Raw genomic sequence first — 15,800 nt, forward strand, 5'->3', positions numbered from 1 at the left:
CCAGATATATGGCGATTTTGGGCAAAGATTTCCTCTTGTTGCCACGATTTGTGGGCGCGTCACGTCTCGATACGTGGGCAGGCGTCCCATCGGCTGCATCACGTCCGATAGCCTCGATCGGGTGAGTCGATTCGCCCATCCAGCCGGGGACAGGCACGCTGAGATGCTGCCCCACGAGCGCCCGCCGCTGGCGCCCGCCGACCTCAACCGGATCAACCCCGCGATCTGGCCGCGAACGTCGACGCGAACGGATGGCGCGCTCACGATCGGCGGCGTCGACGTGCGCGACCTCGCCCAGGAGTACGGCACGCCGCTCTACGTCGTCGACGAGGACGACGTCCGCTCCCGCATGCGCGACTACGCCACCGCCTTCGCCGGGTCCGACGTGCACTACGCCGGCAAGGCGTTCCTGTGCAAGGAGATCGTGCGCTGGCTGATGGACGAGGACCTGGGCCTGGACGTGGCCAGCGGCGGCGAGCTCGCGGTCGCGCTCAGCGTCGGCTTCCCTGCCTCGCGCATCACGCTCCACGGCAACAACAAGTCGGCGGCGGAGCTGTCGCGCGCGCTCGAGGTGGGCGTCGGCCACATCGTCGTCGACTCCTACGAGGAGATCGCCCGCCTCGGCTATCTCGCCGAGCAGATGGAGGTCAGGCCCCGCGTGATGGTCCGCGTGACCACCGGCGTCGAGGCGCACACCCACGAGTTCATCGCCACGGCGCACGACGACCAGAAGTTCGGCCTGTCGCTCAACACGGGCGCCGCGGCCGAGGCCGTACGCCGCATCCTGGCCCTGCCGCAGCTCGAACTCGTCGGACTGCACTCCCACATCGGCTCCCAGATCGTCGACACCGCGGGCTTCGAGGTGGCCGCCACGCGCCTGGCCACCCTGCTGGTGCAGATCAAGGACGAGCACGGCGTCGTGCTGCCCGAGCTCGACCTCGGCGGCGGCTACGGCATCGCCTACGTCGACGAGGACGTCGCCCCCGACATCAAGGTGATCGCCGACGCCCTCCGCGAGATCGTCGTCAAGGTCTGCACGAGCGCCGGGCTGCCCGTGCCGCGGCTGACGGTCGAGCCGGGCAGGGCCATCGTCGGCCCTGGGGGAATCACCCTGTACGAGGTCGGCACCGTCAAGGACGTCGAGGGGCTGCGCGCCTACGTCAGCGTCGACGGCGGCATGAGCGACAACGCGCGCACCGCCCTCTACGGCGCCGAATACACCACGGTGCTCGCCTCCCGCGCCTCCGACGCGGCGCCCATGCTGTCGCGCGTGGTCGGCAAGCACTGTGAGAGCGGCGACATCGTGGTCCGCGACCACTACCTGCCCGCCGACCTCGCGCCAGGCGACCTGCTCGCCGTCGCCGCGACGGGCGCCTACTGCAGGTCGCTGGCCAGCAATTACAACTATCTGCCCAAGCCCGCCGTCGTGGCCGTCTCGGCCGGCAGGGCACGCGTCATCGTGCGGGGCGAGACCGAGGACGACCTGTTGAGGGGGCAGCTCTAGTGGCCGAGCGAAGCGAGGACACCAGGAAACACAGCGGCCTGGCGTCGACGAAGCCGGAGCCCTTGAAAGTCGCGCTGCTGGGGTGCGGCGTGGTCGGTTCCCAGGTCATCAAGCTCATGGAGGAGCAGGCCGGCGACCTGGCCGCCCGCATCGGCGCCCCGCTCGAACTGGCGGGTGTCGCGGTCAGGAAGCCGGGCCGCAAACGCGACGTGGCCTTCGACCCCGCGCTGCTGACCAACGACGCCGAGGGCCTGGTCACCCGCGACGACGTCGACATCGTCGTCGAGGTGATCGGCGGCATCGAGCCCGCCCGCTCGCTCATCCTGGCCGCCATGGCCAGCGGCAAGTCGGTCGTCACCGCCAACAAGGCCCTGCTGGCCGAAGACGGCGCCACCATCCACGCGGGCGGCGGCGACCTCTACTACGAGGCCAGCGTCGCCGGCGCCATCCCGCTGCTGCGCCCGCTGCGCGAGTCGCTCGCCGGCGACCACGTCAAGCGGGTGCTCGGCATCGTCAACGGCACCACCAACTACATCCTCGACAAGATGGACTCCACCGGCGCGTCCTTCACCGACGCGCTGGAGGAGGCCCAGGCTCTCGGGTACGCCGAGGCCGACCCCACGGCCGACGTCGAGGGCTTCGACGCCGCCGCCAAGGCCGCCATCCTGGCCGGCCTGGCCTTCCACAGCCGCGTCACCGCCGCCGACGTGCACCGCGAGGGCATCACCGAGATCACCGCGACCGACGTGGCCAGCGCCAAGGCCATGGGCTACGTCATCAAGCTGCTGGCCATCTGCGCCCGCTCCGACGACGGCCGCTCGATCGGCGTCCGCGTCCACCCCGCCATGATCCCGAGGTCGCACCCGCTGGCCGGGGTGCGCGAGGCCTACAACGCGGTCTTCGTCGAGGCGGAGTCGGCGGGGCAGCTCATGTTCTACGGCAAGGGCGCCGGCGGCGCCCCCACCGCGTCCGCCGTGCTCGGTGACCTGGTCGCGGTGGCCCGCAACCGCCTGGCGGGCACCCGCGGGCCGGCCGAGTCGATCTACGCCTCGCTGGCCGTCCACCCGATGGGCGAGACGGTCACCCGCTGCCACGTGTCCCTGGACGTCGCCGACAAGCCGGGTGTCCTCGCCCAGGTGGCGATGCTCTTCGCGGAGCATGACGTGTCCATCCAGACGGTTCGGCAGGAGGGCCACGGCGACGACGCCCAGTTGGTCATCGTCACGCACCGGGCCACGGACGCGGCGCTGTCGGCGACGATGGAGGGGCTGCGCAGGCTCGACATCGTGCGGGCGATCGCGGGCGTGATGCGTGTGGAGGGCGACGACTGACCCGCGACGGTGTCGCCGAGCGGAAGGCGCGGCGGTCGAGGCGGGCGCTTCCGCCGGACGCCGAAAGCCGAACCTGGGGCGACATCATCGCATAGTTCGCAGTAGTGGTAATTCTTCGTGGATCGTGATGTGGTCCTGGCGAAATAGCGGTTCGCTGATCTCATTCGCCGGGCGAAGGGGTCCTCGATGGGCGATTCTTGAGATACGCCCATCGAGGAGATGTGTTGACGGCCACGGGCATGCCGCCGCTGATGCAGGCGTCGATGCCCAGGTCGCTCGTGGTGCGGTCGTGCACGGATATCCCCTCGCCGAGATGCGCGCCTGCTCTCGGTTCCCGCTGAAGGAGATCCCCCTTGTCGTGCTCGCCGTCTTTTGGTGGAGATGGTGGAGAAATGGATCATTTCTCCGTCTATGTCGATGCAGTTGCGCGTCAGATTGACAGAGACCTCCTGGAAGAGGCTCTGCAGCAGAACGAGTCGCAGGACGAGGCGGCCGGGCCACCGGACACCCGGCGATAGACCGGCATCCCGCGCCGGAGGCGGTCTCGCCCTGGCGGGACCGCCTCCGGCGCCCTGTCATCCACGGAGCCGCCTGAGGGACGCGTGGGCGGCCCGTGCGGCCCGACCCCGGAATCCACCCCGCCCGGTGGCCATGACAGGATACGGAACTAGAAGTTCCGAAACACTCGGTTCCGTAAGGAGCGCTTCATGGATGTCGCAGTCACCGCCCGGCGTCGCCTGGTCGTCCTCGGCGGCCGAATCACCGCCTTCCTCGGCGCGTTTCACCTGGTCGTCACCATCGCGCTCAACGTTTCGCACCTGCCCGCCTGGTTCTCCGGAGGTCTGTGGTTCCCCGCGAACGGGCTGAGCGAGCTCCCGCCCGCCGTCGGCGCCTTCTGGCTGACGATCGGATCGTTCGGCCTGCCGCTGCTTACGCTGGGGCTCCTGGTCGCATGGCTCGGCAACAGGGGTGTGGTTCCTCCCGCGTTCGTGGCGTGGGCACTCGGCGGTTGGTGCACGATCGGAGCGGTGGCCTTCGAGCCGTCGCCGTTCATCCTCGTCTGGGTGCCCGCCGTCATGCTCCTCCGCGCGGCCGGGAGGCAGGCCGGGCCCGACCCTCAGCCATGACGTCCGCGTCTTCGACGGCGTGCGGGAAGTCGCTCCGACGAAGGGGCGCGAGCGGAACGAAAGGCTCTTCGATGATCGGTGAAGGGGCGCGAGCGGTGCGGCGAGGGCAAGGCGAGGAGGGGGCGCGGACAGGGCGGCCGAGGGACGGCAGGGTCGACGCGTCCATCCTGGCCGCGACCAGGGAGGTGCTCGCCGAGACCGGCTACGTCCGGCTCACCGTGGACGCCGTCGCCGCCAGGGCGGGCGTCGGCAAGGCCGCCATCTACCGCCGCCACGCCACCAAGCAGGAGATGGTCTTCGCCGCCACCGTCCACACGATGGCGCTGCAGGCGCCCGCCGACACCGGGTCCTTCGTCACCGATCTGGCCGCCCTGATCGACGACATCCTCGCCACGCTGGGCAACCCCGTCGCGCTGGTCACCGTTCCCGGCCTGCTCGCGGACGTCATCGCGGACGCCGACCTGACGGCCAGGTTCCGGGGGACGTTCATGGAACGGCAGCGCGACCTGGTCGAGGAGGTGCTGGATCGCGCGGTCGGGCGGGGCGAACTGGACGAGCGCCCCGAGCTGGACCTGGTCCACGCCATGCTGGTCGGCCCCGTGTTCGCCTGGCTGTTCATGATGGGCCGCCGGGACGGGGACGTCTTCGCCCGCGAGCTCGCCTCCCGGCTGGCCGTCGCGCTCACCGGCGAGGGGAGCGGGTTCCCTTCCTGAGGGGAGCCCTCTCCCTCGTGCAGGGGAGGTGAGCCGGGCTCGCACGGCGAAGAGTGGTGCCCATGACGGAGAGCGGAAGCGTGGCCGGGAGCAGAAGCGTGCCGGTCCTGGCGCGGGGGCCACGGGCCTGGACGGCGTGGGCGGCAGGCGTGTGGTCGTTGGCGTTCGGCGCGGCGGGCGTCCACTGGGCGGCGGGCGGCGCAGGGTTCCCGTTCGGCGCGGCCGACCCGCGGGCGGTGCAGGTGGGGTCGCTGTTCGCGGAGGCTGAGCCAGGTTCGACAGGGCCGGCGATCGCGGCGCTCGGGCTGCTCGGCGTCGCGGTCGCGCTGGTGATGGCCCGTGCCGCGGGGGCCAGGCTGCCGCTCGTCTTCGCGTGGGCGATGAGCGTCGGTCTGGTGGTCGCGGTGCCGGATGTCCGGGTGATCCAGAATTTCGGCTATTTGTTCGCTGGTTATACCGGGCTTTGGGATGGTCCGCTACTGTTCATGCTGTTCTGCATCGGGGGAGGGGCCCTCTGGGCGGCGGCCGCATGGACCTACCAGGGCGGCGGCGCACGGGAGCCCGTCCGATGGGGGACACCGGTCACCTACGCGGCCGCCCTGCTGGCGCTGCCGTACGGGATCTCGCGCATCTCGTGGGCGATGGGCATCCCGCTGGGGGTCCAGCCGGAGATGCTCGCAGGAGGGAACGCGACGGGTGGGTCGGTCGTCGAGGCGGTGCTCGGCGGGCTGTGCGTCGCGGGTGCGATCCTCACGCTCGGCCTGGTCCAGCGCTGGGGTGAGGTCTTTCCCCGCTGGATGCCCCTCCTGCGCGGTCGGCGCGTGCCGATCGGGCTCGCGGTGGTCCCCGCGCTGTGCGCGTCGGCCATGCTGGTCCAGTCGGGGGCGCGGCTCTACCTGTGGGTGGCCAAGGGAGACATCGTCCTGAAGGCCGACGGCTGGGGCTCGTTCGGGCCCGGCCTGGCGTGGCTGCCGTGGGGGCTGGCCCTCGCGGCGGCAACCTACGCTTACTACCTGCGCAGACGCGTCGAATGAGGTCACATGCCCGCCCCCCTCGCCCTTGTCGAGCACCCCTATCCCCTGACCAGGGGCGGCGGGCTGTTCCTGCTCTTCCTCGGCCTCGGATTCCTGCTGACGGCCATATCGGCCGCGAACCCGTGAACCCCGGGAGCGCCTCAGCGGCCGGGGAAGGTGAGGTTCCTGACCCGTTTGACCGCCCTGGTGAGCACGGTGCGGTTCTGCTCGCGGGCGAGCCTGACCGCCTCCCGCCGCCACTGCTCGGCCTTCTCCTTCCACCGAGCGGTGTCCCTGCGCCCCTTGGCGGCCTCCCTGCGCAGCTGGGTGACCTCGGCGCGCAGCGTGGCCGCCCGCTCGCGCCACCTGGCCAGCTCCTTGTCCCGCTGCCGCGCCAGGCGCTCGTGCTCGGGCAGCGGCCGCCTGCGCGGCGGGTAGACCCGCGGCCTGCGCGTGAAGCCGAAGTCGGCGCCGTCCACCCACTCCACGCCGAAGACCTCGTCGAGCACGTCGTCGAGGGACTCGCCAGGGCGGATGACGAGCGCCGCCCTGGACAGCGCGGCGGTCCGTTCCAGCCGCGCCGTCACCACCCCCTCGGACGTCTCGGCCAGCGCGACGCACAACACGCCGCCGTCCGTCTCCTCCAGGCGCGCGACGAGCCGCTCCACCGTGTCGTGGCCCGGCATCCAGCCGGGCGGGCACAGCAGCCGGAAGGGGGCCACGCCGGGGGGCGGGCCCGCCAGCCGTACCCGGGGATCATGGGCGAACTGGGCGTGCAGCAACCGCAGGTCGAGCAGCGGATCGGTCAGCGGTGAGCGGCGCGAGTCGGTCAGCCACTCCCACGGCCCCGTGACCGTGACCCTCACGTCGGGCAGCGACCCGGCCAGCAGCCCGTCGACGGTCGCGCGGACGTCCTCGTAGGAGCCCGCCTCCACCACGGCGTCCACGTACGGCACCAGCCACTGCCGCCCCTGGTCCTCCCGCAGATACCGCCGGTACGGCACGCGGTCGGCGACGAACGGGTCGTTGTAGCGCTTCAGCTCCGCGAACGAGCGCATGGCCGTCGGCAGCCCGAGATGCCACGCCCGCGCCTCGGGGTCGGGCACGAACACCGCGCCCGCCTGCGTCAGCCGGTAGCCGAGCTCGGTGTCCTCCGCCAGCTTGAGCGAGACGTCCATGCCCCCGCACTCGCGCAGCAGCCACGCCGGGTACGACACGGTCGCGCCCACGTGCACCCGTGAGACGAGCGAGCTGGGCGCGGACCTGAGCCCGTCGTGCTCGGCGATGATCTGCTCGGCCCAGTCGTGCCGGTGCGAGGACATCGGGAACAGGTCCTTCACGCCCGCGGCCACCTCGGCGGGCGTGGGCGGCGAGGGCGGCTGGGTGAAGTCGATCCAGCCGAGGACCACCAGGTAGGGGGCCAGGTGGTGCCAGCGCAGCTGTGCCTCGACGTGCTCGGGATGCGGCACCATGTCGGCGTCGAGCACCAGCACGACCTCGCCGGCGGCCGCCTCCAGGCCCGCCTGGACCGCGGCGGCCCTGCCCCAGCTCTCCCGCACGCGCACGACCTCGCAGGGGGCCTCGATGGGCGGGTCGCTGCCGTCGTCCACCACGATGACGTCGAGCAGGTGGGAGGGGTAGGTCTGCGCCGAGAGCGCGGCCAGCGTCAGGTCGAGTGTCTCCTGGCAGTCGTGCGCAGGGATGACCACGCTCACCGTCATGGTGGGTTCCCACGTGCCGAGCTCGGGCGGGGCCAGCACGCCGAAGTCGTTGCGCCTGATCCTCATGGCGCCGGCTCCATCAGCGCGCTGGGCCTGAACCCGCGCCACTGCCGCTTGTTGCGCCGCAGGAACGTGCCGATCGGCTCCTGCCACGTGTGGTTGGACGCGGGGCCCCTGCGCAGGACGTAGCCGAGGCCGTGGGTGCGGTAGATCTGCCCGCCCGCGGCCTGCAGCGCCTCCTGGAACTGGGTGTCGACCGAGCGGCGCAGCGGCCTGAACCCGCCCACCGCCTGGAAGGCGGACCGCTCGACCAGGATCGTGCCGCCCGCGACGAAGCTGGTGATCTGCTCGGTGATCTGGCTGCGGTGCACGGTCACGTCGATCGAGGACAGGTAGACGAACTCGGGCACGGTCCCGACGACCTGGGCGCCCGAGTAGGAGTGCGCGAGCAGCAGGTCGGACAGGAAGTCGGGCCCGTACCAGTCGTCGTCGTCCATCTTGAGCAGGAACGAGCCGGAGGCGCGGGCCGCCGCGTCGTTCAGCACCTCGCCGAACACCGACTCCGTCTCGAAGACGGTGATCGGCCCGTCGAAGCGCTTGACGGCGTCGACGACGTCGGCGTGCCCGGCCGAGAACCCGTGCAGCGCGAGGATCACCTCGAGCTGCGCGTCGCGCTGCCTGGCGACCTGCTCCAGCGCGAAGCCGACCATGTCGGGCCTGCGTGTCGCGAGCAGCACCGAGGTCAGCGGGGGAGCGGGGGCGGGCGCGCCGAGCTGCTCCCAGCGTGCGGCCACGCCGTGCGTGCGCAGCGCCTCGCGGCGCAGCCTGATGCTGTGCTCCTCGCGCCGCAGGTCGTCGGCCAGGTCGGCGGGCGAGGTGACGAGCGAGGCGAGCGGCTCGCCGAGCGCGCCCGCCCAGCGCGGCACCTCCGCCGCGACGATGGGCACCCCCGCCGCGGCCAGGCCCGCCAGCACCCGCACGGCCGCCAGCGGGCCGCTGTGGGCCTGCCGCCATTCGATCGTCACGCCTCGGATCTGCCGCAGCCTGGCGACGTCCGCGTCCGTCACGCCGCCCGAGGCGGCGAACGTCACCACAGGTCTGCCGTCGAGCACGACCGACCACCTGCCCCCCGACTCCGCCAGCGTGGCCATGCCGCGCGACGGCGTCGTGACGAAGCCCATGGGGTTGACCAGGCGCTCGTCGACCGGCGGGATCATCGAGGGTTCGGCGATGACGGAGGCCAGACCCGTCCCGCCGGGCCGGCCGATCCGCTCCCAGCTGGTGGCCTCGGCGGTCGGCCGGTCCACCGGCGGCTCCTCCTCCGACCACTCCACCTCGGCCTCGACCGTGCGCAGGACGATGTCGCCGCCGGGCGCGCCGACACGCTCGGGCACGGGGCCCGTCAGCTCGGCGGGAGTCGCGTTGGGGTCGCCGGGACGCCAGTCGGCGGCGCCGACGCCCGCGATGGCGGCGGCGGGGGCGGCGATCACGTCGAGCCGGTGCCCGGCGAAGGCGCGGGCGGTCGCGGTGACCGTACGGCCTGCGGGGGTCGGCGAGGAGAAACGCGCGTCGACCACCCACACCCGGTCCTTCGGCTGGTGGACGCGCAGGTCGGCCAGTGATCTCCACCGATGGGCGGGGGTCGGCGTGGGCACGGGGGCGGGGTGCGCGGCAGGCGTGTCGGCGACCGCGACGATCACCCGCTCGGCCTCCGGCAGCAGCTTGTGCAGGGTGGCGACCCTGCGCAGGTCGGCGGGCGTTCCCGCGAGCACCAGCACCTCGTCGGCCCGCTCGGTGCCGGTGGGCGGCTCGACCAGCTCGTGGTCGAGGTCGATGCCGTCGACGTCGATGTCCATGCCCGCGTAGAAGACGCGCACGTCGCCGGAACGGGCCAGTGCCTCTTTCACCAGGTCGGCGATCATATGACGCGCCTCAGGAACGTCGCCAGGCCGCCCCTGCGCGGCTCCGGCGGCTCGGCGGGGGCCGCGGCCTGCCGTCTGAGCTTCGCCACCTCGGCCTCCAGCGCCTTGATCTCGTCCTTGCGCCTGGTGGCGAGGGCGCGCCACTTGGCGGGGTCGCCCGCGAGCGGCTCGGCCTCCTCCGCGGTGGTCATGCCGTAGTCGGCCCCTGCCACCCACGTGGACCCGAACATCTCGTCCACCAGAGTGTCCAGATCGCCGCCGATCCTGCGCGCCCTGGAGAAGGCGGACGTACGCTCCATGCGCGCGGCGACGACACCGTCGGCCTCCTCGCCCAGTGCCACGCTGACCAGCCCCTCCTCGTGGGCGACGAGCCTGGCCACGCTGTCGGCGCCGAGCACCCATCCGCGTGGCACAGTCACCAGGTGCGGCGTCGGCGCCACGCTCTCGGGCGGGCTCGCGGCGAAGCCGACACGAGGTTCGTGCTCGTACAGGTTGTGCAGCAGCCGCAGGTCGAGGTACGGGTCGTCGAGGCTTGAGCGCCGCTCGTCTGTCAGCAGCGACCACGGGCCCACCAGCGTCACCGCCACGTCGGGCACCGACCCCGCCAACGCGGAGTCGACCGTGGCGCGCGTCTGCTCGTAGCCGCCCGCCTCCACCACGACCCGCACGTACGGCACCAGCCACTGCCTGCGCGGATGGCTCCTCAGCCAGCGCAGGTCGGGGATGTGGTCGCCGAGGAAGGACCAGTTGTGCCTGTGCACGTCCTGCTGCCTGCGCATCACCGTGGACTCCCCGACGTGCAGGCTGCGGGCCTCTCCGTCGGGGATGAACACCGCGCCCGCCTGCGCGAGCCGGTAGCCGAGCTCGGTGTCCTCGGCCATGTTCAGGCTCGGGTTCACGCCGCCCGCGTCGGCCAGCAGACGCGCGGAGACGGAGGTCGTCGCCCCCGTGTGCAGCAGGTAGGCGGTGCGGCCCGCGTCCTTGAGCCTGCGCGTCTCCTCCAGCATCTTCGCCGTGTACGGCTGCGCGCTCGCGCTCGCGAAGTCGTCGCCGAACACGATGTCACCGATCACCACGGCGTGGTCGATGAGGTGGTGCCACCGCATGTGCGCCTCGATGTGCTCGGGCGCGAGGAACATGTCGGCGTCCAGCCAGTGGATCACCTGGCCTGTCGCGGCGAGCGCGCCGGTGTTCCTCGCGTTGCCGCGCCCCCAGCCCTCCGCGACCCTGACGACCCTGGTGCGGGCGCCCTCCGTCCGCAGCGGCGGGCTGCTGCCGTCGTCCACGACGACCACGTCGAGCAGGTGCGCGGGATAGGTCTGCGTCGCCAGCGTCGCCAGTGTCCTGTCGAGTTCGTCCTGGCAGTCGTAGGCCGGGATCACCACCGTGACGGACAGTTCAGGCGTCCATGCTCCGATCGGCGGGGGACTGAGCACGCCGTAGTCGTTGTGGCGGACTTTCACACCTTCTCCCCGCGCAGCTCGCGAAGCTCTGCCCGGAGCTCGGCCACCTCCTCGGCGTGGGTCATCGCGTTGACCCTGTCCTCGCCGAGAGAGGCGAGGATGGCGGTGAGGTCCTCTCCGCGGCTGCTCGCCGCGTGCTCGACGGCGGCCGCGAGCTTGTCGATGCGGGCCTCGATCCGCTTCAGCCCCGTGGCCGTCTGTGCGAGGCCCGTCTCGATCTTCTTCACGCGCACGTCGATGCGGTGCGCCTTGCCGTCCAGGCGGCGCACGGTCAGCACGAGGAAGGCCAGTGCGGCCAGCGCGAGGAGGAAGGCGGCCGCGGCGAGGGCGGCGGCGAAGGACAGTACGCCCGCGTACGCCGGCATCGCCAGCGCGACAAGCACCAGAGCTCCGAGGATTGCGGTCGCGGCTAGTCGGCGGGGCGAGAGCATCCGCGCATACCTTTCCATGTTTGTGAATCGCCAACCTGGGAAAGTCCGGACATTTACACCATAGTCAAGGTGGGTCACTACGGTGCCACAAGTTTCTGGAGGATCCCTGGGAACCTGCAGCTCCAGGTGCTCGTTAGGCATGGCCCCTCCATCCGGGTTGTCAGGTCAGCGTAAAGTGGGCGCGCTCGACGACGAAGGCAGGAGGAGCCCCCCATGACCGCCACCCCCTCCGTGGACGCGCGAGGGGCGACCGGTTACCTGCGCACGCCGACCCAGGGGATGGCGCCGCTGCGGTGGGAGGGCGGGCAGTGGACCGTCGAAGGCACGCCCCTCGCCGAGCCCGACGCGCTCAGGACGCTGGCGGGGCTGTCAGTGGAGTGGCCGTCGGCGGAGGAGCCCGAGCGGCGGGCGGTCCTCGACGGGGTGGTCTCCCTCGCCTGCGCCGGCGTGCCGCTGACCACCGAACCCGCCTCGGCCGTGCCCCCATGGGTGCCCGCCGACCTGGGCGAACTCCTGGCCGACAGGGCATGGCTCGCCGCGCCGCGGGAGGCCGGCCCCCGATGCGTCGCCGACCTGCGCCGCGAGGAGCACAGCGTACGGCTGCGCAGGCTCGCGCCCAGGCCGTCGGTCACCCCCACGGTCAGCGTCGTCATGTCGAGCATGCGGCCGCACCTGCTCGGCTCCGCCCTCGGCCAGATCGCGCGGCAGCGTCACGTCCAGGCGGAGGTGCTGCTCGGGCTGCACGGCATCGAGGACCATCCGCTCGCCCGCCGGGCCGTCGAGACGTTCCCGCTGCCGATCCGCGTGGTGTCGGCGGAGGCGGCCGTGCCGTTCGGCGCGCTGCTGAACAGGGCCGCCTCGCACGCCTCGGGCGAGTATCTCGCCAAGTGGGACGACGACGACTGGTACGGCCCCGAGCACCTGTCCGACCTGCTGCTCGCCAAGCGCGCCTCCGGCGCCGACATCGTCGGCACGGCGGCCGAGTTCTTCTACCTGGAGCCGCTCCTGACCACGATTCGTCGGACCTCCTACAGGAGCGAGGTGTGGAGCGACTTCGTCGCGGGCGGCACGATCCTGCTCGAAAGGGACGCCTTCCCCGGCTTCGAGCCGCTGACGCGCGGCGTCGACGCCGCCCTGCTGAAGTCCCGCCACGCCGACGGCGCCCGCATCTACCGCGCCCACGGCCTCGGCTACGTGCTGCGTCGCTCGCTCAGCGAGGGGCACACGTGGCAACTCCCGCTGTCGCACTTCCTCAAGGTCGCTCACAACCAGTGGCGCGGCTTCCGGCCCAGCCTGCTCATGGAAACCACATGATCCTTCCTCGGGTGCGGGGCAACGACTACCGCACGCTCGACGTGCCCGCGCTGGGCTCGTGGACCCCCACCATGAGCGTCAGCGTGGTCATCCCCGCGTACGGCGGTCAGGACAAGCTCGACCTGGTCGTCGAAGGGCTCGCCAGGCAGAGCTATCCGGGCCACCTGACCGAGGTCATCGTCGTCGACAACGGCAGCGACCCCGCGCTGCGCGTCCCTCCGTGGGTCAAGCTGGTCGTCTGCGAGGAGCCGGGCCGGGCGACCGCCCGCAACGCGGGCCTGGCCGTGGCGTCGGGCGAGGTCGTCCACTGGCTCGACTCCGACGTCGTGCTCACGCCGCGGGCACTCGAGGCCCACATGCGCTGGCACCACGCCGCGCCGTACCTGGTGGTCACCGGCTACATCCGCTTCACCTCCGCGCCGGTGCCCGCCGAACTGCCCGACGACCTGGAGCGGAGCTTCGAGCCCGCCGAGCCGCACAAGTGGATCGTCGACCTGGTCGAGCGGACCGACGGTCTCACCGCCAACCCCACGCGTCCCTTCAGCCTCCACGTCGGCGGCGCCACCTCCGTCAACGCCCGCCTGATCGCCGCGGCCGGCCCCATGGACGAGGAGCTCATCCTGGGCCAGGACACCGAGATGGGCTACCGCCTGGCCCAGGCGGGCGCGGTGTTCGTGCCCGAGCCGCTGGCCCGCGCCTACCACCTGGGGCCCACGATGCGGATGCGCGACAAGGCGCCGATCGACAGGGTCAGCCACGCCACCGTCGCCGACCGCATCCCCGCCTACCGGTGGCTCCGCTCTCACCCGGGCCGCCAGTGGAAGGTGCCCTTCGTCGAGGCCGTCGTCGAGGCCGCCGGCGCCGCCTACGAGGACGTGCGGGCGACCGTGGACGCGCTGCTCGCGGGGACGGTCCCCGACGTGCGGGTGACCCTCGTCGGGCCGTGGGACTCGCTCGCGCGCGACAGGCGGGCGCCGCTCAAGGACCCCAACCTCGACCTGGTGCTGGCGCAGGGGCACTACGCCCACGAGGGCAGGGTGCGCCTCGCGGTCGACGACGTGGTCGAGCCGGCCGTGCCGTACGTGCTGCGGGTGCCCGCGGGGTGGGTGCCGGGCGCCGACACCCTCGCACGCCTGCTCGACGTAGCAGGGAGCGAGGGGCAGGGACTGGTCGACGTGCTGCTGGCGGAGTCGGCGTCCGGCATCGTCTCGGCCAGGCTGGAACGCACGGCCGCCTACGCCAGGGCGGCGATCGTGGCGGGCCCCGAGGAGGACCTCGACGACGCGGTGGACTCGGTGTTCGGCGTCCGCTGGGTGGCGGGGGAGACCTACGGGTTCACCAGGCAGACCCGCGACATCCCCGGCAGGGGGAGCGTCTACCGGGCCAGGATGGACGCCCAGGCGGAGGTCGAGAAGCTGCGCGCGGACGTGGAGCGCCTACGCGGGCAGGTGGCGCGGTGGCGCGACGACGCGGGCAAGTGGCGCAAGAGCGCGGTGGAGCTGCGGCGTGAGGTCGGCTCGCTGCGCCGCGAGCTCGCCGCGGCCGGGCGCGTCCAGCAGGGTCTGCGCGCCGCCCTCACCGCCTCGCTGCGCCGCGCGCTGCGCAAGAAGGACTGACCGGCGCCCGCCTGCGGGGCCTGCGGCGGGAGCCGTCAGTTGGGGCGCAGGGCGGACTTGAGGCGACGGAGCAGCGTGCGCTCCCCTGCGGCGGGCGGGGCGGATGGCGGCGTGGCGGATGGCGGAGTGGGCACGGGCGCGGGGATCGACACCGGCTTGGGTGGGGCGGGCGCCGGCCAGTAGCGGTCGGGGCCTTCGCGCCTGATGCCGTGGGTGACCTCGATGATCTCGTCGGGGTCGGCGCCGCCGGGCACGAGCAGCCGCGCGCGAGCCAGCGCCGACGTGCGCTCCAGCCTGGCCGTGCGCCCGTCGGGCAGGTCGACGACCAGCACACCCGCCAGGTCCTTCTGCACCGACTCGACCATCCGCTCCAGCGTCGCCCTGTGCAGGGGGACGTCGACGGGGCCGACGTAGCGGAACGGCGTCGGCGAGGGCGTCGGCGCCGCCTCGTCGATGAGCCTGACCCGATCGTCGTGGGCGTAGAGCTCGCGCATCACCCTGAGCTCGAAACACGCGTCGCCGAGCACCGACCGCCGTCCGTCGTGCAGCCGCGACCAGGGGCCGACGAGCGTCACCACGACGTCCTGCAGCTTGCCGTCGAGCGCGGCCGCCACCGCCTGCCGTACCGTCGCCTCGGAGGTGTCCGTGACGTCCAGGACGATCTCCACGTACGGCACCAGCCACCGCCTGCCCTTGTCCTTGCGCAGGTCGCGGCGGAGCGGGATGCGGTGCGCGAGGAAGGGCTCGACCACCCGCACCGCCCGCTCGCGGTCGCGGTGCTGCGCCGGCAGCCCCAGATGGACGGCCTGCGCCTCCAGGTCCGGCACGAACACCACGCCGTGCATCGCCAGCCGGTAGGCGAACTCGGTGTCCTCGCCGCGCAGGACGTGCGGGTCGAGGCCGCCCACGGCGTGGAACACCTCCCGCGGCAGGGCGAACGTCGGCCCTGTGCACACGTGGTAGGGATTACGGCTCTTGCGCAGCCCATCCGTCTTCTCGATCGTCGCCTCCGTCGAGCTCGGGATCGCCGACGCGAGGTCGAACAGGCCGCCCAGGTCCGTCGCCCGGTAGACCTGCTTCGGCGTCAGCGGCGGCTTCTCGACGAACTTCTTCATCCCGATCGAGACCACGTAGTCCGACACGTGGTGCCACCTGGCCATCGCCTCGATGTGCTCGCGGCAGGCCACCATGTCGGCGTCGAGGCGCTGGATGATCTCGCCGTCGGCGGCCTTCACCCCGGTGTTGACGGCGGTGGAGATGCCCCACCCGTCCGTGACGGGGACGATCCTGGTGTTGAGCGGCCTGATCTCCGGCAGCGTGATCGGCGGTTCGCTGCCGTCGTCGACGACCACGACCTCCATCAGGTGCTCGGGGTAGGTCTGCCCGGCCAGCGCGGCCAGCGTGAGGTCGAGATGCGGGCCGCCGTGCGCGGGGACGACCACGCTCACCGACAGCGAGGGCGACCATTCGCCCAGTCGCGGCGGCGTCAGTGCGGAGTAGTCGTTCTGCCTCATCGCCGTCATGGTGGTTACAGCCCTCCCCGTCCCCTGTGGGAGACCTTATCCGGGGTTGCTGGGTATTGGCGGAAGAGTCTGTCCAAACGGTGGACGGTCGTACCGCCGAGTGAGCCCGGTGGCCGTAGACT

At 72.2% G+C, this 15,800-nt stretch carries 12 protein-coding genes; 7 read left to right on the forward strand and 5 right to left on the reverse strand.

Going from position 1 to position 15,800, the window contains the following annotated elements; translation table 11 throughout:
* Positions 1-121: 121 nt before the first annotated feature.
* From lysA to AC3EO4_RS17565, 5 genes are all read left to right on the forward strand, one after another.
* Entirely contained in the window at positions 122-1,504 is a 1,383-nt protein-coding gene (lysA, locus tag AC3EO4_RS17545; protein WP_431896575.1) for a diaminopimelate decarboxylase, read from the forward strand.
* A 62-nt stretch (positions 1,505-1,566) separates the two neighbouring features.
* Positions 1,567-2,835 carry a homoserine dehydrogenase gene (locus tag AC3EO4_RS17550; protein ID WP_379576710.1) on the forward strand — a complete coding sequence of 423 codons (1,269 nt, stop codon included), beginning with the start codon at positions 1,567-1,569 and terminating at the stop codon, positions 2,833-2,835.
* A 707-nt stretch (positions 2,836-3,542) separates the two neighbouring features.
* A complete protein-coding gene (locus AC3EO4_RS17555) occupies positions 3,543-3,962 on the forward strand; it encodes a DUF6463 family protein (protein ID WP_379576712.1) in 420 nt (139 codons plus the stop codon).
* A 95-nt stretch (positions 3,963-4,057) separates the two neighbouring features.
* The gene (locus AC3EO4_RS17560; RefSeq protein ID WP_431896578.1) at positions 4,058-4,675 is read left to right on the forward strand and encodes a TetR/AcrR family transcriptional regulator; all 618 of its coding nucleotides are present in this window, start codon (positions 4,058-4,060) and stop codon (positions 4,673-4,675) included.
* Positions 4,676-4,737: 62 nt separating this feature from the next.
* Positions 4,738-5,709 carry a hypothetical protein gene (locus tag AC3EO4_RS17565; RefSeq protein WP_431896579.1) on the forward strand — a complete coding sequence of 324 codons (972 nt, stop codon included), beginning with the start codon at positions 4,738-4,740 and terminating at the stop codon, positions 5,707-5,709.
* Between the two features lie 140 nt (positions 5,710-5,849).
* Here AC3EO4_RS17565 and AC3EO4_RS17570 read toward each other — a convergent pair whose 3' ends face one another.
* The 4 genes from AC3EO4_RS17570 to AC3EO4_RS17585 are packed head-to-tail and all read right to left on the reverse strand — an operon-like array spanning position 5,850 to position 11,177.
* Entirely contained in the window at positions 5,850-7,475 is a 1,626-nt protein-coding gene (locus AC3EO4_RS17570; RefSeq protein WP_431896581.1) for a glycosyltransferase family 2 protein, read from the reverse strand.
* On the reverse strand, positions 7,472-9,331 hold the full coding sequence (locus AC3EO4_RS17575; protein WP_431896583.1) for a glycosyltransferase: 1,860 nt from the start codon (positions 9,329-9,331) through the stop codon (positions 7,472-7,474). The genes AC3EO4_RS17570 and AC3EO4_RS17575 overlap by 4 nt, the downstream gene beginning before the upstream one ends.
* Complete coding sequence (locus tag AC3EO4_RS17580) at positions 9,328-10,794, reverse strand: glycosyltransferase family 2 protein (protein WP_431896585.1); 1,467 nt, start codon at positions 10,792-10,794, stop codon at positions 9,328-9,330. The genes AC3EO4_RS17575 and AC3EO4_RS17580 overlap by 4 nt, the downstream gene beginning before the upstream one ends.
* Entirely contained in the window at positions 10,791-11,177 is a 387-nt protein-coding gene (locus tag AC3EO4_RS17585; RefSeq protein ID WP_379576726.1) for a hypothetical protein, read from the reverse strand. Before AC3EO4_RS17585 ends, AC3EO4_RS17580 begins: the two co-directional genes overlap by 4 nt.
* 261 nt (positions 11,178-11,438) lie before the next feature.
* On the opposite strand from AC3EO4_RS17585, the gene AC3EO4_RS17590 reads away from it, so the two are divergent.
* Together AC3EO4_RS17590 and AC3EO4_RS17595 are read left to right on the forward strand one after the other, a co-directional pair.
* Positions 11,439-12,539 (forward strand): glycosyltransferase family 2 protein, encoded by a 1,101-nt coding sequence (locus AC3EO4_RS17590; RefSeq protein ID WP_431896588.1) that lies wholly within the window; start codon positions 11,439-11,441, stop codon positions 12,537-12,539.
* Positions 12,536-14,155 carry a glycosyltransferase family 2 protein gene (locus tag AC3EO4_RS17595; RefSeq protein ID WP_431896590.1) on the forward strand — a complete coding sequence of 540 codons (1,620 nt, stop codon included), beginning with the start codon at positions 12,536-12,538 and terminating at the stop codon, positions 14,153-14,155. The genes AC3EO4_RS17590 and AC3EO4_RS17595 overlap by 4 nt, the downstream gene beginning before the upstream one ends.
* A 35-nt stretch (positions 14,156-14,190) precedes the next feature.
* On the opposite strand, the gene AC3EO4_RS17600 is transcribed toward AC3EO4_RS17595, so the two are convergent.
* Complete coding sequence (locus AC3EO4_RS17600) at positions 14,191-15,669, reverse strand: glycosyltransferase family 2 protein (RefSeq protein ID WP_431896592.1); 1,479 nt, start codon at positions 15,667-15,669, stop codon at positions 14,191-14,193.
* Between the last annotated feature and the right edge of the window lie 131 nt (positions 15,670-15,800).

The organism is Nonomuraea sp. bgisy101 (genome assembly GCF_057708945.1).